Origin of the sequence: Cupriavidus laharis (genome assembly GCF_914271435.1) — a bacterium.
GTDB classification, from domain to species: Bacteria; Pseudomonadota; Gammaproteobacteria; order Burkholderiales; family Burkholderiaceae; genus Cupriavidus; species Cupriavidus laharis.
Genome location: NZ_CAJZAI010000003.1, coordinates 362296 through 386614 on the forward strand (window position 1 = coordinate 362296; position 24319 = coordinate 386614).

General features: G+C 67.2%; 23 protein-coding genes, 2 tRNA genes and 2 pseudogenes. 22 read left to right on the forward strand and 5 right to left on the reverse strand.

The window, feature by feature from the left end; translation table 11 throughout:
- Positions 1–17 precede the first annotated feature (17 nt).
- From upp to LDO29_RS08935, 8 genes are all read left to right on the forward strand, one after another.
- Positions 18–707 carry a uracil phosphoribosyltransferase gene (upp, locus tag LDO29_RS08900; protein ID WP_224079426.1) on the forward strand — a complete coding sequence of 230 codons (690 nt, stop codon included), beginning with the start codon at positions 18–20 and terminating at the stop codon, positions 705–707.
- Complete coding sequence (locus LDO29_RS08905) at positions 707–1408, forward strand: TetR/AcrR family transcriptional regulator (RefSeq protein WP_224079427.1); 702 nt, start codon at positions 707–709, stop codon at positions 1406–1408. The genes upp and LDO29_RS08905 overlap by 1 nt, the downstream gene beginning before the upstream one ends.
- 24 nt (positions 1409–1432) lie before the next feature.
- A complete protein-coding gene (locus LDO29_RS08910) occupies positions 1433–2440 on the forward strand; it encodes a BMP family protein (protein ID WP_224079428.1) in 1008 nt (335 codons plus the stop codon).
- 95 nt (positions 2441–2535) lie between these two features.
- Positions 2536–4128 carry an ABC transporter ATP-binding protein gene (locus LDO29_RS08915; RefSeq protein WP_224079429.1) on the forward strand — a complete coding sequence of 531 codons (1593 nt, stop codon included), beginning with the start codon at positions 2536–2538 and terminating at the stop codon, positions 4126–4128.
- Positions 4118–5209 (forward strand): ABC transporter permease, encoded by a 1092-nt coding sequence (locus tag LDO29_RS08920; RefSeq protein WP_224079430.1) that lies wholly within the window; start codon positions 4118–4120, stop codon positions 5207–5209. Before LDO29_RS08915 ends, LDO29_RS08920 begins: the two co-directional genes overlap by 11 nt.
- Positions 5209–6171 (forward strand): ABC transporter permease, encoded by a 963-nt coding sequence (locus LDO29_RS08925; RefSeq protein WP_224079431.1) that lies wholly within the window; start codon positions 5209–5211, stop codon positions 6169–6171. Before LDO29_RS08920 ends, LDO29_RS08925 begins: the two co-directional genes overlap by 1 nt.
- 27 nt (positions 6172–6198) lie before the next feature.
- Complete coding sequence (locus tag LDO29_RS08930) at positions 6199–7497, forward strand: amidohydrolase family protein (protein WP_224079432.1); 1299 nt, start codon at positions 6199–6201, stop codon at positions 7495–7497.
- 94 nt (positions 7498–7591) lie between these two features.
- Positions 7592–7678: transfer RNA gene (locus tag LDO29_RS08935), tRNA-Leu, on the forward strand.
- Positions 7679–7758: 80 nt separating this feature from the next.
- Here LDO29_RS08935 and LDO29_RS08940 read toward each other — a convergent pair.
- Positions 7759–9561 (reverse strand): GGDEF domain-containing protein, encoded by a 1803-nt coding sequence (locus LDO29_RS08940; RefSeq protein WP_224079433.1) that lies wholly within the window; start codon positions 9559–9561, stop codon positions 7759–7761.
- Between the two features lie 367 nt (positions 9562–9928).
- Here LDO29_RS08940 and LDO29_RS08945 point away from each other — a divergent pair, with 367 nt between their 5' ends.
- From LDO29_RS08945 to LDO29_RS08960, 4 genes are all read left to right on the forward strand, one after another.
- Complete coding sequence (locus tag LDO29_RS08945; RefSeq protein ID WP_396022642.1) at positions 9929–10666, forward strand: hydrolase; 738 nt, start codon at positions 9929–9931, stop codon at positions 10664–10666.
- Between the two features lie 91 nt (positions 10667–10757).
- Positions 10758–10834: transfer RNA gene (locus LDO29_RS08950), tRNA-Arg, on the forward strand.
- A 208-nt stretch (positions 10835–11042) separates the two neighbouring features.
- Entirely contained in the window at positions 11043–11588 is a 546-nt protein-coding gene (locus LDO29_RS08955) for a GNAT family N-acetyltransferase (protein ID WP_224079435.1), read from the forward strand.
- A 44-nt stretch (positions 11589–11632) separates the two neighbouring features.
- The gene (locus LDO29_RS08960) at positions 11633–11887 is read left to right on the forward strand and encodes an RNA-binding protein (protein WP_224079436.1); all 255 of its coding nucleotides are present in this window, start codon (positions 11633–11635) and stop codon (positions 11885–11887) included.
- A 41-nt stretch (positions 11888–11928) separates the two neighbouring features.
- Here the strand turns inward: LDO29_RS08960 and fghA are convergent, their stop codons facing one another.
- Positions 11929–12774: an S-formylglutathione hydrolase gene (gene fghA, locus LDO29_RS08965; protein ID WP_224079611.1), complete on the reverse strand. Its 846-nt coding sequence runs from the start codon at positions 12772–12774 to the stop codon at positions 11929–11931.
- A 16-nt stretch (positions 12775–12790) separates the two neighbouring features.
- A complete protein-coding gene (locus LDO29_RS08970) occupies positions 12791–13897 on the reverse strand; it encodes an S-(hydroxymethyl)glutathione dehydrogenase/class III alcohol dehydrogenase (RefSeq protein WP_224079437.1) in 1107 nt (368 codons plus the stop codon).
- Between the two features lie 253 nt (positions 13898–14150).
- Here LDO29_RS08970 and LDO29_RS08975 point away from each other — a divergent pair, with 253 nt between their 5' ends.
- The gene (locus tag LDO29_RS08975) at positions 14151–15854 is read left to right on the forward strand and encodes a methyl-accepting chemotaxis protein (protein WP_224079438.1); all 1704 of its coding nucleotides are present in this window, start codon (positions 14151–14153) and stop codon (positions 15852–15854) included.
- A 10-nt stretch (positions 15855–15864) separates the two neighbouring features.
- Here the strand turns inward: LDO29_RS08975 and LDO29_RS08980 are convergent, their stop codons facing one another.
- Together LDO29_RS08980 and LDO29_RS08985 are read right to left on the reverse strand one after the other, a co-directional pair.
- A complete protein-coding gene (locus LDO29_RS08980) occupies positions 15865–17256 on the reverse strand; it encodes an NTP/NDP exchange transporter (protein WP_224079439.1) in 1392 nt (463 codons plus the stop codon).
- 3 nt (positions 17257–17259) lie between these two features.
- The gene (locus LDO29_RS08985; protein WP_224079440.1) at positions 17260–18183 is read right to left on the reverse strand and encodes an aldo/keto reductase; all 924 of its coding nucleotides are present in this window, start codon (positions 18181–18183) and stop codon (positions 17260–17262) included.
- A 184-nt stretch (positions 18184–18367) separates the two neighbouring features.
- On the opposite strand from LDO29_RS08985, the gene LDO29_RS08990 reads away from it, so the two are divergent.
- The 9 genes and pseudogenes from LDO29_RS08990 to LDO29_RS09030 form a co-directional block, all read left to right on the forward strand.
- A complete protein-coding gene (locus LDO29_RS08990) occupies positions 18368–19012 on the forward strand; it encodes a VTT domain-containing protein (RefSeq protein ID WP_224079441.1) in 645 nt (214 codons plus the stop codon).
- A 192-nt stretch (positions 19013–19204) separates the two neighbouring features.
- A pseudogene (locus LDO29_RS08995) lies at positions 19205–19579 on the forward strand (FAD-dependent monooxygenase); the annotation flags it as partial.
- The gene (locus tag LDO29_RS28420) at positions 19572–19724 is read left to right on the forward strand and encodes a hypothetical protein (RefSeq protein WP_224079442.1); all 153 of its coding nucleotides are present in this window, start codon (positions 19572–19574) and stop codon (positions 19722–19724) included. The pseudogene LDO29_RS08995 and the gene LDO29_RS28420, both read left to right, overlap by 8 nt.
- A gap of 57 nt (positions 19725–19781) precedes the next feature.
- Positions 19782–20645, forward strand: a complete 864-nt coding sequence (locus LDO29_RS09005) for a branched-chain amino acid ABC transporter permease (protein ID WP_224079443.1) — start codon at positions 19782–19784, stop codon at positions 20643–20645.
- Positions 20642–21700 (forward strand): branched-chain amino acid ABC transporter permease, encoded by a 1059-nt coding sequence (locus LDO29_RS09010; RefSeq protein ID WP_224079444.1) that lies wholly within the window; start codon positions 20642–20644, stop codon positions 21698–21700. Before LDO29_RS09005 ends, LDO29_RS09010 begins: the two co-directional genes overlap by 4 nt.
- A complete protein-coding gene (locus LDO29_RS09015) occupies positions 21697–22449 on the forward strand; it encodes an ABC transporter ATP-binding protein (RefSeq protein ID WP_224079445.1) in 753 nt (250 codons plus the stop codon). The genes LDO29_RS09010 and LDO29_RS09015 overlap by 4 nt, the downstream gene beginning before the upstream one ends.
- Positions 22442–23143, forward strand: a complete 702-nt coding sequence (locus LDO29_RS09020; protein WP_224079446.1) for an ABC transporter ATP-binding protein — start codon at positions 22442–22444, stop codon at positions 23141–23143. Before LDO29_RS09015 ends, LDO29_RS09020 begins: the two co-directional genes overlap by 8 nt.
- Positions 23144–23322: 179 nt before the next feature.
- Positions 23323–23952, forward strand: coding sequence for a CDP-alcohol phosphatidyltransferase family protein (locus LDO29_RS09025; protein WP_224079447.1), 630 nt, complete (start codon positions 23323–23325; stop codon positions 23950–23952).
- Positions 23953–24043: 91 nt separating this feature from the next.
- Positions 24044–24301, forward strand: a pseudogene (locus tag LDO29_RS09030) (hypothetical protein); the annotation flags it as partial.
- Positions 24302–24319: the final 18 nt, after the last annotated feature.

Sequence of the window (24319 nt, forward strand, 5' to 3'; positions counted from 1 at the left end):
TGCATAGGAGCGTCACCATGAACGACATGTCCGCCGTCCCCGTGGCACCGGCCGAAGGCGCCAACGCCCCGGCTGCCGCCGCCTCCGTGCTGGTGGTGGACCACCCGCTGGTCCAGCACAAGGTCACCCTGGCGCGCAGCGAGGAGACCACGACGGACAACTTCCGCCGGCTCGTGCGAGAGATCAGCCAACTGCTCACCTACGAAGCCACGCGCGACCTGCCGATGGAGACCATTGCCATCAAGACGCCGATCGCGCCCACACAGTCGCCGGTGCTGGCGGGCAAGAAACTCTGCCTGGTGTCGATCCTGCGGGCGGGCAACGGTTTCCTGGACGGCATGCTGGAACTGCTGCCGGCCGCGCGCGTGGGGCATATCGGGCTGTACCGCGACCCGGAGACGCTCGAGCCCGTGGAGTACTACTTCAAGATGCCGGAGGATATCCAGGAGCGGATGGTGATTGTCGTGGACCCGATGCTTGCCACCGGCAATTCGGCCATTGCCGCGCTCAACCGGCTCAAGGAGAGCGGCGTGAGCATGCTCAAGTACGTGTGCCTGATTGCGTCGCGCCCGGGCCTGAACGCGCTGCGGGCCGCGCATCCGGACGTTGCCATCGTCACCGCCGCCATCGACGAGGAACTGAACGAGCACGGCTACATCGTGCCCGGGCTCGGCGATGCCGGCGACCGCCTCTACGGCACACGGTGATGGACGGCCCCGCGACTGCCGCGGCGCGGCGCCTGCCTCTGGCGCGCGACGCCAGCGGCGGACGCATCCGGCAGGAGAACGAGGCCATGATCCTGCGCGCAGCCGAGCACGTGTTTGCACGTGCCGGTTTCGCGGGGGCCACCATGGCCGAGATTGCCGTGCGCGCCGGCGTGCCCAAGTCCAACCTGCATTACTACTTCCGCACCAAGCAGGCGCTGTATCGCGCGGTGCTGGCGCACACACTGCAGCTGTGGCTGTCGGAGACCGAAGCGATCCGCGCCGAACTACCGCCGCAGGTCGCGCTGGAGCAGTACATCCGCGCCAAGATGCGCCTGTCGGCGAGCCATCCCGACGCCTCGCGCGTATTCGCCAACGAGCTGCTGCACGGCGCGCCGGAGATCGGCGGAGTCCTGCGCCATGCGCTGCGCGAGCTGGTCGCGCACAAGGCCGCGGTCATCCGCCAGTGGATCGCCACCGGGCAGATGGCCAGCGTGGATCCGCAACACCTGTTCTTCACCATCTGGGCCGCCACCCAGACCTATGCCGATTTCGAATCGCAGATTTGCGCCGTGCTTGGTGTGAGCCGACTGGGCCGGCGCGATTTCGAGCTGGCCACCGAGCACCTGGTGGCCCTGTTCCTGCGCGGCTGCGGGCTGCTGCCCATGTCCGCGCCGCTCGTCCGGGATGTGCCAACACCGTAGTACTCAAACAAGGGAGAGAGAACCATGATGTCTGGACGCAATCGCAGGACCTGGCTGAAGCTGGCCGCCGCTGGCGCAGCCGTGGCCGCCATCGGTGCAATGCCGCTGGCCCACGCGCAGGCGAAGCTGAAGGTGGCGGCGGTGTACACCGTGCCGGTGGAGCAGCAGTGGGTGTCGCGCATCCACAAGGCGCTCAATGAAGCCAAGGCCCGCGGCGAGGTGGACTACGTGTTCTCCGAGAGCGTCTCCAATGCCGACTATGAACGCGTGCTGCGCCAGTACGCGGAGCAGGGCGCGGTGCTGATCGTCGGCGAATCGTTCGCGGTGGAGTCCGCCGCGCGCAAGGTGGCCAGGGACTACCCGAAGACCGCGTTCCTGATGGGCTCTTCGGGCAAGCCGCAGGCGCCGAACTTCTCGGTGTTCGACAACTACATCCAGGAACCGTCCTACCTGACCGGCATGATTGCCGGGGGCATGACCAAGACCAACCATATCGGCATGGTGGGCGGCTACGCTATCCCGGAAGTCAACCGCCTGATGCATGCGTTCATGGAGGGGGCCCGTTCGGTCAATCCGAAAGTGAAGTTCACGGTCAGCTTCATCGGCTCATGGTTCGATCCGCCCAAGGCCAAGGAGGCGGCTTTCGCGATGATCGACAAGGGCGCCGACGTGCTCTACGCGGAGCGCTTCGGCGTATCCGATGCCGCCAAGGAGCGCGGCAAGCTGGCCATCGGCAACGTCATCAACACGCAGCCGCAGTATCCGGCCACGGTGGTGGCGTCGGCGCTGTGGAACATGGAGCCGACCATTGGCGCGGCGCTGGCCAAGGTCAAGGCAGGGCAGTTCAGGAACGAGGACTACGGCCAGTATTCGCTGATGAAGTACAAGGGCGCGGAACTGGCGCCGCTGGGCACCTTCGAGGGCAAGGTGCCGGCTGACCTGATGGCCAGGGTGCGAGCCAGGGAGAAGGCCATCCTCGATGGCAAGGAGTCCGTGAAGGTGGTCGAAACGGAGCCGAAGTCCACACCGTAAGCTTCCTGCGGCGATTCCATGCGGATTGCCGTGTCGGGCCGGGCGGCGCAGTGGCGGCCCGGCCCGGATTGCCTTCCATTTCCGTCCCGATATCCATGTCCCTGCCAACCTCGCTGCCGGTGCTTCGCATGGCCGGCATCACCAAGCGCTTTGGCGCGTTGCTGGCCAACGACGATATCTCGCTGGACCTGCAGCGCGGCGAGGTGCTGGCGTTGCTGGGCGAAAACGGCGCGGGCAAGAGCACGCTGGTGAATATCCTGTTCGGTCACTATGTGGCCGATGCCGGCAGTGTCGAGATCGACGGCGTGGCGTTGCCGCCGGGGAACCCCCGCGCCGCGCTGGCCGCGGGCATTGGCATGGTGCACCAGCATTTCACGCTCGCCGACAACCTTTCGGTGCTCGACAACATCCTGATCGGTACGGAGCCACTGTGGCGCTGGCGGCAGGGCCGCCGCGCCGCGCGTGCAAGGGTGCAGGAGTTGTCGCGCCGCTTTGGCCTGGCCGTGCAGCCGCAGGCGCGCGTGGGTGCGCTTTCCGTGGGCGAGCGCCAGCGCGTCGAGATCATCAAGGCGCTGTATCGCGGTGCGCGTGTGCTGATCCTCGACGAGCCGACGGCTGTGCTGACCCCGCAGGAGGCCGACAGCCTGTTTGCCACGCTGGCCCAGCTGATTGCCGACGGCATGTCGGTCATCTTCATCAGCCACAAGCTCGACGAGGTGCTGCGCGTCTCGCACCGCGTCGCCGTGCTGCGCGGTGGCCGGCTCGTGGCCACGCGCGATGCCGGTGGCACGTCGCGCGCGGAACTGGCCGAACTGATGGTCGGACGCGCCGTGCAGATGCCGGCACGCATCCGGTCCGATATGCGCAATGCAGCAGAGGTCCGCACCGAACTTGCGCAGGTCAGCGTGCCGGCATCAGCGGGGCGCGTCGCGCTGCATGACGTATCGCTGTCGCTGCGCAGCGGCGAGATCGTCGGCATTGCCGGCGTGGCAGGCAATGGCCAGGTGACGCTGGCAGAGGTGATGAGCGGCATGCTTGCGCCCGCATCGGGCAACGTGACAGTGGCAGGCCATGCCATGCCTGCCGAGCCGCAGCGCTGGATTGCGGCCGGCGTGGCGCGTGTGCCGGAGGACCGCCACGCGCAGGGGACGGTCGGCGAACTCGCGGTGTGGGAGAACGCCATCGCGGAGCAACTCGGGCAGCCGGATTTCACCCGCGCCGGCGTGATCCGCCGCGGCGCCGCCAGGCGCTTCGCGCGTGAACTGGTTGCGCGATTCGACGTGCGTGGCGGCGGTATCGATGCACCCACGCGCACGCTGTCCGGCGGCAATATGCAGAAGCTGATCCTCGGGCGTGCGCTTTCAGTGGGTGGCGATCGCCGTGTGCCCCGGCTGGTGGTGGCGAGCCAGCCGACCTGGGGCCTGGATATCGGCGCCGTGGCCTATGTCCACCGGCAGCTTCTGGACGCTGCCGATGCCGGGGCCGCGGTGCTGCTGATCTCCGAAGACCTGGATGAACTGATGGCACTGGCCGACCGCATTGCGGTGATGCATCGTGGACACCTGACCGAGGCGCGCCCGGCACAGGCCTGGACGCTGGCGACACTGGGGCTGGCCATGGCCGGTGCTGCGGCTTCTTCGGAAGGCGCAGCGGCCGCTGGCGGCACGGAGGTGTGCGATGCGGCTTGAGGCGCGGGCCGCGGTGTCGCGCGTGGCACTGGTGGCGGCGCCGGTGGGCGCCGTGGCGGCCACGCTGGTGATCTGCGCGCTGCTGGTCACGTGGGCCGGAGCGCCCGTCGGGCGGGCTTATCTGACGCTGCTCGAAGGCGGCTTCGGCTCGCGCTTTGCCTGGTCTGAAACGCTGACGCGCGCCACGCCGCTGATGCTGACCGGGCTGGCCGTCGCCGTGGCATTTCGCGCCCGGCTCTTCAATATCGGCGCCGAAGGCCAGCTCTATCTTGGCGCGCTGGCCGCCGTGGCAATCGGCGGGCAGGTCGATGGCGGTGCCGCGCCGTGGGCCGCGCAGCTTCCGGCCGGCGTGCTGTTTGGGCTGATGGTCGCAGCCGGCATGCTGGCCGGGGCATTGCTGCTGCTCGGCCCAGCATGGCTCAAGCTGCGGCTTGGCGTCGATGAAGTGGTGACCACGCTGCTGCTGAATTTCATCGTGCTGCTGCTGGTGTCGATGATGCTCGATGGCCCGATGAAGGATCCGTTGGCCATGGGGTGGCCGCAGTCCGTGACCTTGCTGCCGGAGCTGGAACTGTCCCGGCTGATGGAACGTTCGCGCGTGCACAGTGGCCTGCTTGCGGCGTGCGCGCTCGCACTGGCGGTGTGGGCGCTGAACCGCTACACCGTGTTCGGCCTGCAGATGCGGGCGGTAGGCGCCAACGCGCGCGCGGCGGCGTTCGCCGGCATGCCGGTAGGACGCGTGACGCTGCTGGCCGCGCTATTGTCGGGGGCGCTGGCTGGCCTGGCTGGCGTCGTGGAAGTGGCGGGGCGAACGAGTTACCTTACGCTGGACATGTCGCCGGGCTACGGCTACGCAGGCATCGTCATCGCCATGCTTGCCGGGCTGAACCCGCTGGGCGTGGTGGCTGCGTCGATATTCGTGGCCGGTGTGCTGGTCGGCGCCGATGGCATGAGCCGCGCGGTCGGTGTGCCCAATGCCATTGCGGACGTGATTGTCGCGGTAGCGCTCCTGACCATGCTGGTCGCCACCATGCTGACGCGCTATCGCATCCGCCTGGACCGGGTGCGCGGAGCGGCCTGATGGAACTGTTCGATATCCTTGCCGCCGCCCCGTTCTGGGTAGCCGTCCTGCGCGTAGCCACGCCGCTGGTGTTCGGCACGCTGGGCGTGCTGCTGTGCGAACGGGCCGGGGTGCTGAACCTGGGCATCGAAGGCATCATGGTCGCCGGTGCGTTTTCCGGCTGGCTGGCCGTGTACCACGGTGCGCCGCTATGGGGCGGGGTGGCGGTGGCGGCCGGCGCAGGGCTGGCGTTCGGGCTGCTGCATGGCTGGCTGACCGTGACGCTGGCTTTGTCGCAGCACGTGGCGGGCCTGGGGGTCACCATGCTGGCGACCAGCCTGTCCTATTACGCCTACCGGATCGGCTTTGCCTCGGTATCGTCGCCACCGACCATCACGCCGTTCGCGCCGATGCACTGGGTGCAGGACATACCTGTCGTTGGCCCGGCACTGGCGCCGGTGCTGGGCGCGCAGACATCGCTGACGCTGCTGGCCCTGCTGCTCGCACCGGTGATCGCCTGGCTGCTGTACCGCACGCCGCTCGGGCTTGCGGTGCGCATGGTCGGAGAGAATCCGGCAGCAGCCGAAGGGCAGGGCATCCGCGTGGGGGCAGTGCGCATCGGCGCGGTCATGGCCGGCTCGGCGCTGATGGCGGTGGGCGGCGCGTTCCTGACCCTGTCGGCATTCAACGCATTCTTCTTCAACATGATCAACGGGCGTGGCTGGATCTGCGTGGCACTGGTAGTGTTCGCGTCGTGGCGGCCGGGGCGGGCGCTGCTGGGCGCGCTGCTGTTCGCCGCCTTCGATGCGCTGCAACTGCGCCTGCAGCAGGGCGGTGCCAGCCTGCCCGGGCTGCCGCCGCTGCCTTACCAGCTTTACCTGATGCTGCCCTACGTGCTGTCGATCCTGGCGCTGATCCTGGTGGCGCGCCGCGCCACGTATCCGCAGGCGCTGATGAAGCCGTACCGCCGGGGCGAACGCTGACCTGACTCATCCGATCCTGGAGCGACCATGCTGGAACTGATCTTGCGCCACTGCACGCTGCCTGATGGGCGTGCCGGTATCGATATCGGCATCGACAACGGCCGCATCGTCGCGGCGGAGCCTGCGCTGGCCGCCCAGGCGGCTACCGAGATCGACGCCGCGGGGCAACTGGTGACACCGCCCTTTGTCGATGCGCACTTTCATATGGATTCCACGCTGTCGTACGGGCTGCCGCGCGTGAACCAGTCCGGCACGCTGCTCGAGGGCATTGCGCTGTGGGGGGAACTGAAGCCACTGCTGACGCAGGAGGCACTAATCGAGCGCGCGCTGGCGTACTGCGACTGGGCCGTGGCCAAGGGGCTGCTGGCGATCCGCTCGCATGTGGATGTGTGCGATCCGCGCCTGCTTGCGGTAGAGGCGCTGCTGCACGTGCGCGAGCACGTGCGTCCCTACCTTGACCTGCAGCTCGTGGCCTTCCCGCAGGACGGCGTGCTGCGTGCGCCGGGCGCGCTGGACAACCTGCGCCGCGCGCTCGACATGGGCGTGGAGGTGGTCGGCGGCATCCCGCATTTCGAGCGCACCATGGCAGACGGTGCTGCGTCGGTGCGCGTGCTGTGCGAACTGGCCGCCGAACGCGGCCTGCGCGTCGACATGCATTGCGACGAGAGCGACGACCCGATGTCGCGCCACATCGAAACGCTGGCGAGCGAAACGGTGCGGCTGGGCCTGCAGGGACGCGTTGCCGGCTCGCACCTCACGTCGATGCATTCGATGGACAACTACTACGTGTCCAAGCTGATGCCGCTGATGCGTGAGGCTGGCGTGGCCGCGATCGCCAATCCGCTGATCAACATCACGCTGCAGGGCCGGCATGACACCTACCCGAAGCGGCGCGGCATGACGCGCGTGCCGGAACTGCTGGCCGCAGGCGTCCCGGTGGCCTTCGGCCATGACTGCGTGATGGACCCCTGGTACAGCCTCGGCAGCGGCGACATGCTGGAAGTGGCCCACATGGGCCTGCATGTGGGCCAGATGACCGGGCAGGACGCGATGCGCAGCTGCTTTGCCGCCGTGACATCCACGCCTGCGCAGATCCTCGGCCTCGATGGCTACGGCCTGGCGCCCGGCTGCCGCGCGGACCTGGTGCTGCTGCAGGCCCGCGATCCCGTCGAGGCGATCCGCCTGCGTGCCACGCGCCTGCTGGTGCTGCGCGCGGGCAAGACGGTGGCGACCACGCCGCCGGCCACGGCGACACTGCACCTGCCGGGCCGTCCGCCACAGGTGGATTTCATGGCCAGGCGGGTCAATCCGGTGCGGAACGGCTGACCCATGCAGTTTTTTGTGAGGGGGTGTTGACAAGGCTTGTTTGGCTCAGCATAATTGCGTTCTTCGCATCGCAGCAGCAATGCAGCGAAACGAAGCCCAGATGGCGGAATTGGTAGACGCACTAGGTTCAGGTCCTAGCGGTGGCAACACTGTGGAGGTTCGAGTCCTCTTCTGGGCACCAAATTCAGAAAAGGCCCGCAGCAATGCGGGCCTTTTTTCGTTTACGGCTGACGAGGAGCGGGGGCGTTGGCTCCCCAGGACTCACTCGTCAACGGCCTCCGCGGGTTCGTCGGCGCGGCGCACGCAATTGCGGCCCTCTGCCTTGGCACGATACATCGCCGCGTCGGCCGCGGCGAACAGGCGTGGCCAGTGGGCTGCGCCGCTGCGCTCCGTCGCCACGCCGAAGCTGGCGGTCACCGGCAGGCGGGTGCCGTCGGCCAGGCGGATCGGTTCGGCGCAAATGGCGGTGCGCAATGCGTGCGCCATGGATGCGGCTTCGTCAGTGCTGGCCCCAGGCATCAGCAGGGCAAACTCCTCGCCACCGAAACGGGCCAGCGCATGGTCGGGGTTCACCATGTTGCGCATCAGGTCGGCCACTGCGCGCAGCACCTGGTCACCGGCAGGATGGCCGTGCCGGTCATTGATCTGCTTGAATCGATCCACATCCATCAGGATCAGGCTCACGGTCGCCGAACCTGCCGGGTCGGCGGGCTGCGCGGCAATGCGTTCCAGCACGCGCCGGTTCAGCAGTCCGGTCAGGCTGTCGGTCCGGGCCTGGTGCTCCAGCTGTTCGGTGAGCGATGCGCGCTCGCGCAGCTTGCGGCGCAGGATGTCCAGCGCATCAAACAGGCGCCGCATCTCGTGGCCCGTTGCCGGCATGGCAAAGGCCGGGCGGCTGCGCCCTTCGGCCAGAGCGATGACTGCATCGCGCGCGTGCAGCAGCGGCAGGAACACCGAGCGCTGCGCGAACACGAGCAAATAGCCAAGTACCAGCAGGATCAGCGCCGATACACCGCCGGCGGTGGCGAGCACGCGCAATGCGCGCGTCCGGTCGGCCTCGAAATGCGCGATCACCTCGTCCAGGAACGCGCTGCGCAGGCGCTCCAATGGCTCAAGCGTAGGCACATAGCGGTTGGTGAACTCGGTCGGGGTCATGGAGTAGTGCCCCGACACGCGGCCTTGTGCCACCATGCTGTCGACCATGGACAGGCCCTGGCCGAAGAACTGGTGGTTCGCATCGGCGAAGGCGTGCTCAAGCCGAGGCGCTTCGCCATACATGTTGTAGGCCGGGCCCGCCAGCTCCCACAGCTCCACCAGGCGGCCGCGCGAACGTGACGCATCGGCGAGGCTGCGAACCGGGATTGGCTGGCGCGCCGCAATGGGTGCCATGATCTGCGAGGCCACGCGTCCGCCGTATTCGCGCAGGTCGCCCAGCATCTTGCCGGCCAGTGCGGGCGCCGCCAGGCCGACGTGGCAGGCCGACAACTGCCTGACCTGCCAGCCGACGACCGGTTGCAGGGCATCCACGGCCTGGAACATGCCTTCGATGGCATGCTGGATCTCCTCCATCTGTCTGGCTTCCAGCGGCTGGGTTGCCAGCGCGTCGATTTCCGCGCGTGCGCGGTGCAGCCGCTCCCGCACACGTTCGACCATCAGTGGCGGTATGTGGTGCTGGTGCAGGCCAGCCGGCGCCGGCGGCGGCGTGAGCAGCCGTTCCAGTGCGGCATCGCTGCGCGCGCGGAATGCCCGCAGCCTGTCGCGCGCGGCACTTTCCTGCGAGGGAGGCTCGCCCAGCACACTGTTGGCCGGGCCGCGTTCCGCGGACAGCACATTGGCCGCATCCAGCAAGACGCGGTACTCGGAGATGTCATACAGGTTCTGCCGCGCGGCAGCGAAATCGCCATAGGACCGGGCCATCAGCAATGCTGCCAGCCCGATCGTGCAGAGCCCGGCTATTGCCGTTGCGGCTGCCAGCTTGCGCTTCAGGCTCTGGCTGCGGCCTGCTGCCAGCGGAACGCTGGTGCCGGGCTTGCCGGCTTGGCGAAGTCTTCGCCAGAACGCCATGGTTGTCTCCTCCTGCACCGACTCGGCCAGGAAAGGAATAGGAAATCGTTGAATTTCGACATTATTGACGAAAATTACTAGTGCTCAGGGCAAAGCCGACGCCATTGCTCCACTAAGCAGGCGCGTAGTTCCGACCCAGGCAAGGGCCGCGCGGCATCCAACATTCGCCGCTTACCCTCGGGTGGCATTTGACCTATGCTCAAGCTAATCGGGCAGGCTTTGATAACGTCCGAAGGTGGTTGCCATGACTATGGTCTTGTCATCATCAAGAGAGAGGGAGGCAGGGACGTACCCCGCGTGGCACGACTGTGCCGCGGCTCAACACGGGGCGCGCCACCATCACCTGCAATGCTGCTGCGTGCTGGCCATGCTGATGTGTTCCGTGGCCAGGGCCGACGATGGCGCCCCGGGCACCGATGCCATCCTCGGCTGGCAACATGTGCAAGCGAGCGACCTTGGCGGGATGGCTGCCGGTGCAGCACCCGCTGGCCGCGGTTCCGGCTCTTCCGTCGAATACAACGCCGCGCCGCCAGGTTACTCCCCGCGCATCGAGGTAACGACAGGGGCGGGGCCGGATGACGACGCGCCCGGCCTTGCGGCCATCGATCGCGATACCGAACGCATGCGCTACGGCCCGCGCCGGTTCCTGGTTCATGTCGACGATGTCACCACTGCCAGCGGGTTCGTGGACAGCCGCGTGCGCACCATGGCGGTGGCGCTCGACGCCGTCGTGCCGCATGCCGGCGGCCTGACCATCCAGCCTCGCGTACAAATGGCCTACCAGCCCGGCAATGCTGCCGCAGGGACGCAGACGCCCGACATGCTGGGCGATTCCAGTGCCACCGGTATCGGCGTGCGCCTGTACGGCGCCCAGCCGACCCGGCTCGCGGGTGTCTACCCGTTCGTCGAAGCAGACTGGTGGCAGGAGAGCCGCAAGCAGACCATCAACATCAACGGCACCAAGATCGATACGGATCTGCTGCGCGGGCTGTTCTCGTTCAACATCGGCGCCCACGGCAACACCGCATCCGGTGTGAAGCTGTGGTTCAAGGTCAAGGCGGGGCGCAATGCCGGGGGTACCGTCGGCGCGCGCTATCGCTGGTAGGTAACGTCACGGCGCCGGCATGCGGCCTGAAAGTTTTTTTCTGAAGGGGCTTGCACAAAGGCCAAAGTGCGGTAGAATCTCTGTCTCGCGTGCGGCTGTAGCTCAGTTGGATAGAGTACTTGGCTACGAACCAAGGGGTCGTGGGTTCGAATCCTGCCAGCCGCGCCACCTATGCTGAAAGAAAAGGGCTTCCGGAAACGGAAGCCCTTTTTCATTCCGGCAATGGCGCTCGAGGCGGGCATCGCGTCATGTGCCGGCTCTGCACGGCGCGTCATTTGGCACTACAGTGAATGAGCCTTGGCGTTTCGGCCTCATTTCCGTTTCGTCCAGTGACGCAGACCTCGCTCAGATGCCCGAACCCATACCCTTGCCATTCATGCCAACCCGACTGACGTTGCGGGATGGCCGCCATGTCCTGCTGCGCGAGATCTGCGAGCAGGACCGGGCCGGCCTGCTCGCCGCGTTCGCGAGGTTGTCTGACGACGCCCGCTACACACGCTTCATGGCGCCCATGCGCGAGTTGCCGGATGTCATGGTCGAGCAGGCCACGCATCCCGAGCCCGGGCATGAGTGTGCGCTGGTCGCAGTGAGTGACGGAGATGGCAAGGATGGCGGTGGCAGGCTGGTGGGCGGCGCCCGCTTTGTGGCGCCGCCAGGTAGCGAGGTCTGCGAGTTCGCCATCACGCTCGATGACGACTGGCATGGCGTGGGACTGGCTCGCGGCCTGATGACGCCGCTGATTGCCATGGCCAGGGCACGCGGCTACCAGCGCATGGAAGGATTCGTGCTGGCGATGAACACGCCCATGCGCCGCCTGGCGCGCCGGCTGGGGTTTACCGATGTGGCCTGCCCCGATGATCCGACTGTGCGTATCGTCACGCTGCCGCTTGGCGAGAAGGCGGCAGTTGGCGGGGCTGGTTGAAACGTGGGGGATGACGAGTCCGTGGCGAACGGAGGGAGGCCACCATGTCTGTACTGCTGCTCGGGAATATCGAGCCCGATACGACCGATGACGAGATCCGCGCATTCCTGGTGAAGTACGGGCTGCCGGAGTTCGACGCGGTGGAACATGTGCCCGGCGACGGCAGCAACCCCGCGGTCATGCTGACATTCCACGCACTGGACCCGGCAACGCTGCGCAAGCTGCTGACGCGCATTCACGGCATGTTCTGGAAGCGGCGCCGCCTCAGCGCCCTTGTCATGACGGAACGCTATATCTGAGCGTTGCGCAGCGAGTGCCGTGCAACGTCAATGCCGCGTCGTCAGAGTTGCCCGGCGTGATGCTGGATATGGTCCGCAATAAAGGTGCTGATGAAGTAGTAGCCGTGGTCGTAGCCGGTATGCCGGCGCAGCGTCAGCGGCTGTCCCGCCGCCGCACAGGCGGCCTCGAACGCTTCCGGGTGGAGCTGCGTGGGCAGGAACTGGTCCGCCAGGCCCTGGTCCACGAGGATGCCAGCGGGGAAGGGCGGGGCCTTCTGGGCAGCCATCAGCGCGCTGGCATCATGTCCTTCCCATCGGCTGCGGTCCGTGCCAAGGTAGCCGGTGAAGGCCTTCTCTCCCCACGGGCACCGCGTCGGCGCGGCGATAGGCGCGAAGGCCGACACCGAGCGGAAACGCTGCGGATGCCGCTGTGCCAGCACCAGCGCGCCGTGCCCGCCCATCGAATGCCCGAAGATGCCGACGCGGTCGGCATCGACCGGCAGTTCGCGGCTGACGAGGTCGAACAGTTCCTGCGTGACATAGCTCTCCATGCGCCAGTGCTGGCGCCACGGCGCTTCGGTGGCATCGACGTAGAAGCCCGCGCCCACGCCGAAGTCCCAGGCATCGGCCTCGCCCGCTACCCCGGCGCCGCGCGGACTGGTGTCGGGCGCGACCAGGACCAGGCCGTGCTCGGCGGCGAAGCGCTGCGCACCGGCCTTGACCATGAAGGTTTCCTCGGTGCAGGTCAGGCCGGCCAGGTAGAACAGGGCCGGCAGCTTGCCGCCGCCTGCCTGCGCCTGCGGCGGCAGGTACACCGAGAAACGCATCGGCAGGCCGATGGCGGCCGACGCGTGCCGGTAGAAGCGCTGCACGCCGCCATGGCAGCCGTGTTCGGACAGCAGTTCCAGGGTCACGGCGCGCTCCTCAGTACAGCACCACCGAGCGGATCGACTCGCCGCGCTTCATCAGGTCGAAGCCTTCGTTGATGCGGTCCAGCGGCAGCGTGTGCGTGATCAGGTCGTCGATGTTGAGCTTGCCGTCCATGTACCAGTCGACGATCTTCGGCACGTCGGTGCGTCCGCGTGCGCCGCCGAAGGCCGAGCCCTTCCATTCGCGTCCGGTCACGAGCTGGAACGGGCGCGTGGAGATCTCCGCGCCAGCCTCGGCCACGCCGATGATGATCGACTTGCCCCAGCCCTTGTGGCAGCACTCCAGCGCCTGGCGCATGACCTGCGTGTTGCCGATGCACTCGAACGAGTAGTCCGCGCCGCCGTCGGTGAGCTGGATGATGTGGTCGACGACATTGCCCACGTCCTTCGGGTTGACGAAATGCGTCATGCCGAACTTGCGCGCCATGGCTTCGCGCGCGGGGTTGATGTCCACGCCGATGATCTTGTCGGCGCCGACCATCTTGGCACCCTGGATCACGTTCAGGCCGATGCCGCCCAGGCCGAACACCACCACATTCGCGCCAGCCTCGACCTTGGCCGTGAAGATGACCGCGCCCACGCCGGTGGTCACGCCGCAGCCGATGTAGCAGACCTTGTCGAACGGCGCATCGGGGCGGATCTTCGCGAGCGCGATCTCCGGCACCACGATGTGGTTCGCAAACGTCGACGTACCCATATAGTGGAAGATCGGCTTGCCGTCGATCGAGAAGCGCGAGGTGCCGTCCGGCATCAGGCCCTTGCCCTGCGTGGCGCGGATGGCCTGGCACAGGTTGGTCTTGCGCGACAGGCAGAACTTGCACTGGCGGCATTCCGGCGTATAGAGCGGGATGACGTGGTCGCCGGGTTTGAGCGAGGTCACGCCCGGGCCGACATCGGTGACGATGCCCGCGCCCTCATGGCCCAGGATCGCCGGGAAGATGCCTTCCGGATCGGCGCCGGACAGCGTGTAGTAGTCGGTGTGGCAGATGCCGGTGGCCTTGATTTCCACCAGCACTTCACCGGCGCGGGGGCCTTCCAGGTCCACGTCTTCGATGGTCAGTGGGGCGCCGGCTTTCCAGGCGATGGCGGCTTTGGTCTTCATGGAATCCTCCGGGGGGTAAGGAAAAGGGTTGGCCCGCTTGGGCCAGAGGCATGACTATACGACCTTCCGGGGAGACACAGGCATCACTTCGCCTGCGGGCGCGGCCGCTGACCGCCCGTGTTGCTGTCAATACCCCTCGAAAGTGGGGATGAGCATTTACCTGTTCATTCCGTTGCTTGGAGGCTGGAGGCATTGGCGTTCAGGACCGCATCCTGACCCAATGCCTGTCCGACGCCCCCACATCGTGAATGGAATGAAGACACTAACGCTTAACCAACGGCTCTGGATCCCTTTTGGCCTGATCTGGATCGCCATGCTCGGCATCTGCACATACGAGGCGTTTGCCACGCGCGCGGAAATGTTCGCCGGACGCCAACGCGAGATCCAGAGCGTAGCCGAGGCCTCGGTCAGCCTGATTGCAGCCATCGAGAAAGACGCCGCTAGTCACGGCATGTCGCGCGAAGAGGCGCAGAGACTGGCCAAGGATCGCCTGCGTCCGCTGCGCTTCGGGTCGGACGGCTACGTTTCGATCACGGACTTCTCGGGCCGCTCGCTGATGCACCCGTTCAAGCCCGAGAACGAAGGCAAGAACCTGACCGGGATGAAAGATCCGAACGGCGTGGCCATCTACGTGGAAATCGCGAAGATCGCCAGCGGCCAGGGCGCGGGCTTCCTGAACTACATGTGGCCGAAGCCCGGTGCGAGCGAGCCGTTGCCCAAGATCAGCTACATCAAGGCCTTCAAGACCTGGGAGTGGGCCGTTACCACGGGTGCCTATGTCGACGATATCGAGGCAGCCTTCCGGCAGTCGCTGCTCCGCTCCTTCCTGATGCTGGTGGTTCTGGGCGGAGCGGCGACCTTGCTGGCCGCCTGGCTGCTGCGCGGCGTGCGCCGCGACCTGGGCGGCGAGCCGGCCTACGCAGCGTCGATTGCCAACAGCATCGCCGACGGCGACTTCACGCGCGACATCGAAGTGCGTCAGGGCGACACCACCAGCCTGCTCTATGCCATGCAGCGCATGCAGGGCAAGCTGGCCGGCACCGTGAGCGGCATCCGCGCCTCCGTCGATTCGGTAGCCACGGCCACCGCGCAGATTGCCGCGGGCAATTCGGACCTGTCGTCGCGTACCGAGCAGCAGGCGGCATCGCTGCAGGAAACGGCCGCCAGCATGGAAGAGCTCACGACCACCGTGCAGCACAACGCCGACAGCGCGCGTCAGGCGAGCGGGCTGGCCGACAATGCCTCGGAGATCGCCAACCGCGGTGGCGAGGTGATGGAGCAGGTCATTACCACCATGACGCAGATTGCCGACAGCTCGGGCGAGATTGCCGACATCATCGGCGTGATTGAAGGCATTGCCTTCCAGACTAACATCCTGGCACTCAATGCCGCGGTGGAAGCGGCGCGCGCGGGGGAACAGGGACGCGGCTTTGCCGTGGTGGCGGGCGAGGTGCGCAGCCTGGCGCAACGCTCGGCCGGTGCGGCCAAGGAAATCCGCACGCTGATCAGCACGTCGGTCGAGCGCGTGCGCAGCGGGTCGGACCTGGTGACGCGGGCGGGTGCGACCATGACCGAGATCACGCAGTCGATCCGCCGCGTGACCGACATCATGGGCGAGATTGCCGCGGCGTCCGTGGAGCAGCGCACGGGCATCGAGCAGGTCAACCAGTCGGTGGCGCAAATGGACCAGGTGACCCAGCAGAACGCCGCGCTCGTCGAAGAGGCCTCGGCGGCGGCCCATTCGCTGGAGGAACAGGCCGCGGCACTGCGACAGGCCGTCGCGGCATTCCGGATCGCACAGCGCGACGGCGGCAACGCCGGCGCACCGTACAGGCCGTCCCCGGCGCCGCGTCAGCCCGCCATGCCGAAGGCCGGGCCGGTCCTGCAGCAGGCACAGCCGGTACGCGCCATGCGTGTCGACAGTGCCGATACCACGGACGACTGGAAGCAGTTCTGAACGCCGCGCGCTAACGCGGCTGTGCGGCCGATGACGACGCGGTGTCCGGCGTCGCACCGGCCGCGGCGGGGCTGGCCGGCACCAGCTGGAGTTCGTGCCGGCGCCCCAGCCACCACCCCAGCAAGGCCCATACCAGGGCCAGCGCGGCGCCGGTCAGGGCCACCGTGGCGGCATGGCCGGAGATCGCGTCGATCCCTGTCTTGACCCAGGCGCTCACCGCATCGCCGGCGCGGTACACCGCGGTATCGATGACGTTCTTGGCCTTGTATTTGGTTTCCGGGTCCACCACGGTGAACAGCATCTCCCGCCCCGGGCGCAGCAGCGCGTATTCGCCGACGCGGCGCAGGATCATCACGCCCGCGAGCACGCTGAAGGTCGGGAACATCGCCAGCAGCAGGAAACCGACGACTACCGCGAGCGGCACCGCCGTGAGCAACGCGGAAACCCCGTAGCGACGCGCTACGCGACCCGAGAAGAACAGCTGGATGACGATCGTCAGCGCCTGCACTGCGGCGTCGAGCGCGCTGAAGACCTGTGTCTGCCGCGCACGCTCAGGAAACGCTTCCGCCACCAGGCGCGCTTGCTCGAAATACAGGAAGGTGCTTGCCGTGGCCAGCAGGATCACGAACAGGCCGATGCCGAGCAGGTAGCGCGAACGAACCACCAGTGCCAGGCCGGCCCACAAGCCTCCGCCAACGGGGCGGGCTGGGTCTTCGCCTGTCCCGGCGCCGGGCATGGAGTCGCCGGCTGCCGCGGCGCCGGCTCCAGCGCGGCGGCGCCAGCCGAACAACCAGCGGACGCCGGGCAGCGTGGCGGCCAGCAAGGCCGCCGACAGCAGCATCAGGCCTGTCAGGCCGATATGCACCACCAGCCAGCCGCCCATCACCGGGCCGGCCAGGCCGCCCGCGCTGGCGCCGGCGGCCAGCATCGCGAACAGCCGCCGGGCCTGCTCGGGCCGGAACACGTCGGCCATCAGGCTCCAGGCCACGGATACCACGAACAGGTTGAAGACCGACAGCCAGACATAGAACACGCGGGCCAGCCAGACATTGTCCGGTGCGGCACGCGTGGCCAGTGCAAAGCCGACCAGGTTGGCGATGAAGAACGCATAGACCCACGGCACGAAGCGCCGGCGCGGCAGCCAGGCGCAGCACGCGCCATAGAGCGGAATGGCGGCCAGCATGACAACGAAGGTGGCCGTGAACAGCCATTGCAGGTTCTTCACGCCGCCGGCGATGCCCATGGTCTCGCGCACCGGGCGTAGCATGAAGTAGCTGGCGAACAGGCAGAAGAAGAACAGGAAGCCGGCAACGACGGCGCCCGTTTCCCCGGGCTGGATGCCAAAGCCGTGGCGCAGGCGGGCCAAGGGCCCGGCACCGGCTTCAGCGGGATGGTTGTCCATGGGCTACGCGAGCAACGCCGCAATGCGCTCGCGCTGGCCGGCATCCGGCATGCGTCCGAGCGCGGCGCCCAGGTTGTCCGCCATGTTCTTCGGCTTGGAGGTGGCGGGAATCGCCACAGTGACGGCCGGATGGCTGACGACGAACTTCAGGAAGAGCTGGCCCCACGAGTTGCAGTCGATCTCGCCGGCCCAGGGCGGCAGCGGGCGATTCTTGACGGCACGGAACATGCGCCCGTCCTGGAACGGCCGGTTGATCAGCACCGCCACGCCGCGCGACTGGCACAGCGGCAGCAGGGTCCGCTCGGCGCTGCGCTCGGCGAGCGAATAGTTGATCTGCACGAAATCGACGCGCTCGCTACGCACGATCTGCGCAACGGCGTCCTGGGCGTCCTCGCGATAGTGGGTGATGCCGAGGTAGCGGATCTTGCCCTGTTCCTTGAGCTGGCGCATCCAGCGCAGGTTCTCGCGCCAGTCGATCAGGTTGTGCACCTGCAGCAGGTCGACCCTGTCGGTGTGCAGGTCGGCGAGCGAACGCGCCCATTGCGCCTGCGCCGGGGCGCCGGCCGGCGCGGACACCTTGGTCGCGAGAAACACTTTGGCACGCGCACCGGCATTGCGCAGCAGGTCGCCGGTCACGGCTTCCGCACTGCCATAGCTCGGCGCAGTATCGACGACCGAGCCCTGGCTCCGAAGCAGCAGGCCCAGGACCTCCGCCAGTGGTGCGCGCTCGTCTGCGCCTGTGCCAACGTTGAAGGTATCGGCGGTGCCCATGCCGACAACGGGCAGCGCTTCGGTGGTGCCGGGAATGGTCCGCCGCATCGGCGCCTCTACCGTCGCGGCCGTGGCGGTGCCCGCCCCTATCGCGAAGCGAGGAACTGCGGCGAGTCCTGCGGCAACCGCAAGAAAAGAGCGGCGATCGATCGACATGGGCGGATCCCGGCGAATGGCACTCGTTGACCTTAGCCCTAGGCGATTGCCTTGTAAAGCATTTGGCCGGCCGGCCGCCATGGATCAGAAATTATGCATTCGAGCGCACAATAGCGAATCTCGCAGTGCTTGCGTCGGTCCCGTCTACACTCGATGGATAGCAAGTTCCCGGCAGGTGCCGATCATGGGCTCCATGTCTCTGTGGGAGTTGTTCCTGAACTTTGACCAGCATCTGGGCGCGGCCATCGCGCACTATGGCCCGCTGGTCTACGCCATTCTGTTCGCCGTGGTATTTGCCGAGATTGGCGTGCTGCCGCTGTTCTTTTTACCCGGTGATCCGTTGCTGTTTATCTGTGGCGCCTTCTGCGCGTCGGGCTACCTGAACCTGTGGGTGCTGATGCCGGTACTGTTCGCGGCAGCGCTGGGAGGCAGTCTGCTGAACTATAGCGTGGGCCGCGTTATCGGAATGAGAGTCCTGAGCAGACCATGGCGCTGGGTAGATCAGTCGGCGCTGCAGCGAACCCATCTCTTCTATGCCGAACATGGCGACGTGACCTTCCTGCTCTCGCCTTTTATCGCCGTGGTTCGCACCTTCGCACCGTTTGTGGGAGGCATAGCGGGCATGGGTGCAGCACGCTTTCTGCTCGCTGCAGCGGCCGGCGCATTGCTCTGGTCGGTTTCGCTGCCGGTGCTTGGCTACTTCTTCGGAAACGTGCCGCAGGTGCGCGATCACATGGGGGCCATCGTGCTGTCGGGTATCGTGATCGGTGTGGGGGCGCTGGTTGTCACGCATACGTGGCGCAGCTTGCGGGCGCGGGCCAGGAGGTAGTGGTGGTGGCGGATGCCAAGGCGACATACGCGGTGGGTCGGGCGGTCGCCGAAGACTGTCAATGCTGTGCCCATCGGGACTCCGCCGATTGCAAAAACCGCGTACACCCGCAACAATCCAACGATAAAGTGCCGCAACCGTAACGCCCCAGCTCAGACGCGCGGCCCATTCCCAGAACTGGAGACAGGCAACATGCGCACCCGGGTCGCAATCATCGGCGCGGGCCCGGCCGGGCTGCTGCTGGGCCATTTGCTGCAGCGGGCCGGTATTGATTCCGTCATTCTCGAAGACTGTACCCAGGCGCATGTCGAGGCGCGCATACGCGCCGGGGTGCTCGAACAAGGTACCGTCGACCTGCTGGAGGAGGCTGGCGTGGCCGCGCGCCTGCGCCAGCAGGGGATGGTGCACCATGGCATCGACCTGTTGTTCGACGGGCAGCGCCACCGTATCGACCTGAGCGGCCTGACCGGCGGGCGCGCGATCACCGTGTACGGACAACATGAGGTCGTGCGCGACCTGATCGCGGCGAGGCAGGCGTGCGGAACATTTTTCGTGGTGGATGACATCATTGCTGCATCGCTTCGATGACCATACGCCGTTCATGGCGCGGCTGCAGCATGCCGAACTGGCCTATGTGTGTGCGTCGCAGGCGGCGGCGCGCATGCTGGCCGAGAACTATGTGGGCCTGCCGTTCGCGCCGCTGCCTGCGTGAACGCGAGAGAGTCCCTTTCCTCAACGCAACTTGGTTCCACCGAATGCACCGATCACCATGACAAGTCTTCTGGGTGTGCTGTTTGACGGCCTGGCGTACGGCAGCCTGCTGTTCCTGATCAGCGTCGGGCTATCCGTGACCATGGGCCTCATGAACTTCGTCAATCTCGCGCATGGCGCCTTCGCAATGCTGGGAGGCTATGTCGCCGTGGTGCTCATGAACCGTTCGGGCGTGCCATTCCTGCTGGCGCTGCCCGTTGCGTTCGCAGGGGCGGCGGCAGTGGGCTGGGTTCTGGAACGCACGCTGTACCGCAGGCTTTATCAGGCGAGCCATCTCGACCAGGTGCTGTTTTCCATCGGCCTGACATTCATGGCGATGGCCGGAGCAAACTACCTGTTCGGCCCGGGCCAGCAGCCCGTGGAACTGCCCGGGGCGCTGCGCGGGCAGGTGCATGTGGGCGGGCTGGAGCTGGGCGTCTACCGGCTGTTCCTGATCGGCGTGGTGGTGGCCATCACCGCGGTGCTTGGCTGGCTGGTGGCGCGCACGCGTTTCGGCGCGCAGGTGCGGGCCGCCGTGGACAACCAGCAGGCCGCGCGCGGGCTCGGCATCAACGTGGGGCGCGTGTTCAGCCTGACATTCGCGCTGGGGTCCGGGCTGGCAGGCCTGGGGGGCGGACTGGGCGTGGACGTCCTGGGCCTGGATCCGGCATTTCCGCTCAAGTACATGGTGTATTTCCTGCTGGTGGTCGCGGTGGGCGGCGCGGGCTCGATCCGGGGTTCGCTGCTCGCGGCGCTGGTGCTCGGTGTCGCGGACGTGGCCGGCAAATACTATGTGCCAGCCGTCGGCGCCTTCGTCATCTACGCGATGATGGTGCTGCTGCTGGTCCTGTTTCCAGCCGGTCTGTACGGGAGGCGCGCATGAAGATGCTGATGCGTTCGCTGCGGCCCGCCGCATCGTCCGACAAGGCGGCCAGCGCGCCAGCGCCCGCCCGGCGCAAGCTGCCGGACGGGCGCTGGCATCCGGCCGAGTTCGTGTTCTGGCTGCTGCCGGTGGTTGCTTTCCTTGCCTTGCCGGACTACCTCATCCTCGGCAGCCAGATCCTGATTACCGGGCTCTTTGCGTTGTCGCTGGACCTGATCCTTGGGTATGCGGGCATCGTCTCGCTGGGGCACGCCGCGTTCTTCGGCCTGGGTGCTTATACCGCGGGGCTGCTGGCGGCGCACGGCTGGGGCGAGCCGCTCAGCGGCCTGATGGCTGCCGCGGCGATGGCGGGCGTGGCCGGCTGGCTGTGCAGTTTTCTGGTCGTGCGCGGCGGGGATCTCACGCGCCTGATGGTGACACTGGGCATCGGCCTGATGCTGTTCGAGGCGGCCAACAAGGCCGCGTTCCTCACCGGTGGCGTGGATGGCCTGTCCGGCGTGGCCATGGACCGCCTGCTTGGCATGTTCGAGTTCGACCTGTTCGGCAAGACCGCCTACCTGTACAGCCTGGCGGTGACGTTCGTGCTGTTCCTGCTGCTGCGGCGGCTGACGCAGTCGCCGTTCGGCCTGTCGCTGCGCGGCATACGCGAAGGGGGGCGGCGCATGCCGGCGCTAGGTACGGACGTGCCGCGCCGGCTGCGCACGGTCTTCGCGCTGTCGGCCGCGATTGCCGGCATAGCCGGGGCACTGCTGGCCCAGACCACGCAGTTCGTCGGCATGGATGTGCTGGGCTTCCCGCGTTCGGCCGAGCTGCTGGTCATGCTGGTGCTCGGCGGTGCCGGGCGGCTGTATGGCGCCCTGGCCGGCGCGGCGCTGTTCATGATTGCCCAGGATGTGCTGGCGGGCATCAACCCGGTGTACTGGCAGTTCTGGATCGGCCTGTTGCTGGTGGTGATGGTGCTGTTCGCGAAGGGAGGCGTCATGGGCGCCGTCGATATGGCCCGTGTCAGGCTGGCCGCGCGCACGGGGCAGCAGCCCGAAGGCGGTGCGAAATGACAGGCCTGTTGCGTACCGAAGGCCTGTCGCGCCACTGGGGCGCGTTCGTGGCCAACAGCGACATCTCGCTCACCTTCGCGCCCGGCGCGCGCCACGCACTGATCGGCCCGAATGGCGCGGGCAAGACCACCTTCATCAACCTGCTGACCGGCGCCCTGGCGCCCACCTCCGGGCACATCTGGCTGGGCGGCCAGGAAATCACCAGGCTGCCGCAGCATGCGCGCGTGCGCCTCGGCATGGCACGGACCTTCCAGATCAACACGCTGTTCCCTGGGCTGACGGTGCTCGAATCGGTGGTGCTGGCCGTGGCAGAGCGCACCGGGGCAGCGCGCATCTGGTCGCGTACCGTGGCGTCGCAACGCGCGCTGGTGAAAGAAGCCATGGCGGTGCTGGCCAGCCTGCGGCTCGATGGTGAGGCCGAGGTAGAGACGCGCCGGCTGCCCTACGGCAAGCAGCGGCTGCTGGAGATCGCGCTGGCGCTGGCCACGCGGCCATCGATCCTGCTGCTGGACGAACCCGCGGCGGGCATCCCGTCGACGGAAAGCGCGGAACTGTTCGAGGTTATTGCCGCGCTGCCGCGTGACATGACGATCGTGTTCATCGAGCACGACATGGACCTGGTGTTCCGCTTTGCCGAGCGCATCACGGTGCTGGTGGGCGGCAAGGTGCTGACCGAAGGCACGCCGGCGGAGATCGCCGCCGATCCGCGCGTGAAGGAGGTCTACCTCGGGGAGGCCGCACATGGCTGAGCTGCTGCGTGTGGAAGGGCTGAGCGCGGGCTATGGCGACGCCGTGGTCATCGACGGCATCGACCTGGCGCTGGAAACGGGGGACAGCCTGGCGCTGCTGGGCCGCAATGGCGTGGGCAAGACCACGCTGCTCGCTACGCTGATGGGCTTCACGCGCCTGCGGCGCGGCACGCTGCGCTGGCACGGGAGCGACCTGGCGCGGCTGCCGCCTCACCAGCGCGCCCAGGCCGGCATCGGCTGGGTGCCGCAGGAGCGATGGGTGTTTCCGTCGCTGACGGTGGAGGAGAACCTGAGAGCGGTGTCCCGGCCGGGGCACTGGACGCTTGCACGCATCTACGAACTGTTCCCCCGCCTGCAGGAGCGCCGGCGCAACCTGGGCAACCAGCTGTCGGGCGGCGAACAGCAGATGCTGGCCATTGCGCGCGCGCTGATGCTCAATCCCGTCTTGCTGTTGCTCGACGAGCCCATGGAGGGCCTGGCCCCGATCATCGTGCAGGAATTGCAATGCGTGATCGGCAGGCTGATCGGGCAGGACGGGATGGCGGTAATCGTGGTCGAGCAGCACGCGCGGCTGGCGCTGGCCATGACGCGGCGCGCGATGGTGCTCGACCGGGGCAGGGTGGTGCACGCGTCGGACAGTGCCGGCCTGCTGGCGGACAAGGCGCGCCTGGACCAGTTGATGGGCGTAGGGTAGCCACATTCCGCCCGTGAAGCCCGGGCGCGGTGGTTGCGGGCGCAAATGTATCGAGGCAGTCACGATGGTTTGCGGAAGCCCGAACTCCCGCTATGCTCCGCAGTCTGTGCCGGCGAGTTCACGTACAGCGCCCCTGCAAGTCCGTGACGCGGCAGCATGTTTCGACCCCGAGACTGACCATGACGCTTTACCAGATCAAACCGAAGTTCCAGGCGTTGCTGCGCCCTACCGTGGAACGGCTTGCCGCATCGGGCGTGACGGCCAACCAGGTCACCCTGGCGGCTGCGGCCGGTTCGCTTGTCGTCGGCGCGCTGACAGGCGGCCTTGCCTGGGTGCCCGCCGTGTTCCTGCTGATGCCGTTGTGGCTGTTCGTGCGGATGGCGCTGAACGCGATCGACGGCATGCTCGCGCGCGAACACGGCCAGCAAAGCGTGCTGGGCGCGTACCTGAACGAGCTCGGCGACATCGTTTCGGACCTGGCGCTGACCATCCCGTTCGCGTGGGTCATGCCGTCATCGGGCGGCGAGGTCATCCTGTTCGCCATCCTGGCCGTGGTGGCCGAGTGCGCGGGGCTGATCGGGCCGCTGGCGGGTGCCAGCCGGCGCTATGACGGCCCGCTGGGCAAGAGCGACCGCGCGCTGGTCCTCGGGGCGCTCGGGTTCTGGGTGGGCTGCGGGCTGGGCATGGGGGCGTACGGGCACTGGTTCTGGATCGTGCTTTCGCTGCTGTCCGTGGCGACCATCGTCAACCGCGTACGCCGCGGCGTGCAGGAGGCTCGCGAGAGCCAGGCCCGCCAGTCGACTTTCTAGCCTGTGGAGGCGCACCGCGTGAAACGTACTCCGATCGAATCGCGATTTGCCACCCATGACGGGCAGGAACTGTTCTACCGGCACTGGCCGGCTGCGAGCGGACAGTGCCGGGGAGCGGTGCTTCTGTTCCATCGCGGGCATGAGCATTCCGGGCGCGTCGCGCGGCCTGGCCAACTGGCTGGCCAGCCAGCGTGCCAACGTGCCGTATTTCCACTTCGGCTGGGAGCGCGCCATTCCGTTCGTGCCGTGGTCCATCGTGCCGTACTGGTCGATTGATCTCCTCTACGGTATCTCGTTCGCCCTTTGGTCCATCCGCGCCGGCCTGGTGATCCATGTGAAGCGCCTGCTGGCGGCAGGAAGGGCGTAC

Excerpts from the sequence above, each read along its gene's own strand:
- LDO29_RS08980 (WP_224079439.1), bottom strand. The coding sequence starts at position 17,256 with ATGGACAACCATCCCGCTGAAGCCGGTGCCGGGCCCTTGGCCCGCCTG.
- LDO29_RS08930 (WP_224079432.1), top strand. The coding sequence starts at position 6,199 with ATGCTGGAACTGATCTTGCGCCACTGCACGCTGCCTGATGGGCGTGCC.
- LDO29_RS08975 (WP_224079438.1), top strand. The coding sequence starts at position 14,151 with ATGAAGACACTAACGCTTAACCAACGGCTCTGGATCCCTTTTGGCCTG.
- LDO29_RS08960 (WP_224079436.1), top strand. The coding sequence starts at position 11,633 with ATGTCTGTACTGCTGCTCGGGAATATCGAGCCCGATACGACCGATGAC.
- LDO29_RS08925 (WP_224079431.1), top strand. The coding sequence starts at position 5,209 with ATGGAACTGTTCGATATCCTTGCCGCCGCCCCGTTCTGGGTAGCCGTC.
- LDO29_RS28420 (WP_224079442.1), top strand. The coding sequence starts at position 19,572 with ATGACATCATTGCTGCATCGCTTCGATGACCATACGCCGTTCATGGCG.
- LDO29_RS08990 (WP_224079441.1), top strand. The coding sequence starts at position 18,368 with ATGGGCTCCATGTCTCTGTGGGAGTTGTTCCTGAACTTTGACCAGCAT.
- LDO29_RS08985 (WP_224079440.1), bottom strand. The coding sequence starts at position 18,183 with ATGTCGATCGATCGCCGCTCTTTTCTTGCGGTTGCCGCAGGACTCGCC.
- LDO29_RS08970 (WP_224079437.1), bottom strand. The coding sequence starts at position 13,897 with ATGAAGACCAAAGCCGCCATCGCCTGGAAAGCCGGCGCCCCACTGACC.
- LDO29_RS08940 (WP_224079433.1), bottom strand. The coding sequence starts at position 9,561 with ATGGCGTTCTGGCGAAGACTTCGCCAAGCCGGCAAGCCCGGCACCAGC.
- LDO29_RS09010 (WP_224079444.1), top strand. The coding sequence starts at position 20,642 with ATGAAGATGCTGATGCGTTCGCTGCGGCCCGCCGCATCGTCCGACAAG.
- LDO29_RS08915 (WP_224079429.1), top strand. The coding sequence starts at position 2,536 with ATGTCCCTGCCAACCTCGCTGCCGGTGCTTCGCATGGCCGGCATCACC.
- LDO29_RS09025 (WP_224079447.1), top strand. The coding sequence starts at position 23,323 with ATGACGCTTTACCAGATCAAACCGAAGTTCCAGGCGTTGCTGCGCCCT.
- LDO29_RS08920 (WP_224079430.1), top strand. The coding sequence starts at position 4,118 with ATGCGGCTTGAGGCGCGGGCCGCGGTGTCGCGCGTGGCACTGGTGGCG.
- upp (WP_224079426.1), top strand. The coding sequence starts at position 18 with ATGAACGACATGTCCGCCGTCCCCGTGGCACCGGCCGAAGGCGCCAAC.
- LDO29_RS09020 (WP_224079446.1), top strand. The coding sequence starts at position 22,442 with ATGGCTGAGCTGCTGCGTGTGGAAGGGCTGAGCGCGGGCTATGGCGAC.
- LDO29_RS09005 (WP_224079443.1), top strand. The coding sequence starts at position 19,782 with ATGACAAGTCTTCTGGGTGTGCTGTTTGACGGCCTGGCGTACGGCAGC.
- LDO29_RS08910 (WP_224079428.1), top strand. The coding sequence starts at position 1,433 with ATGATGTCTGGACGCAATCGCAGGACCTGGCTGAAGCTGGCCGCCGCT.
- LDO29_RS09015 (WP_224079445.1), top strand. The coding sequence starts at position 21,697 with ATGACAGGCCTGTTGCGTACCGAAGGCCTGTCGCGCCACTGGGGCGCG.
- LDO29_RS08955 (WP_224079435.1), top strand. The coding sequence starts at position 11,043 with ATGCCAACCCGACTGACGTTGCGGGATGGCCGCCATGTCCTGCTGCGC.
- LDO29_RS08945 (WP_396022642.1), top strand. The coding sequence starts at position 9,929 with ATGCTGATGTGTTCCGTGGCCAGGGCCGACGATGGCGCCCCGGGCACC.
- LDO29_RS08905 (WP_224079427.1), top strand. The coding sequence starts at position 707 with ATGGACGGCCCCGCGACTGCCGCGGCGCGGCGCCTGCCTCTGGCGCGC.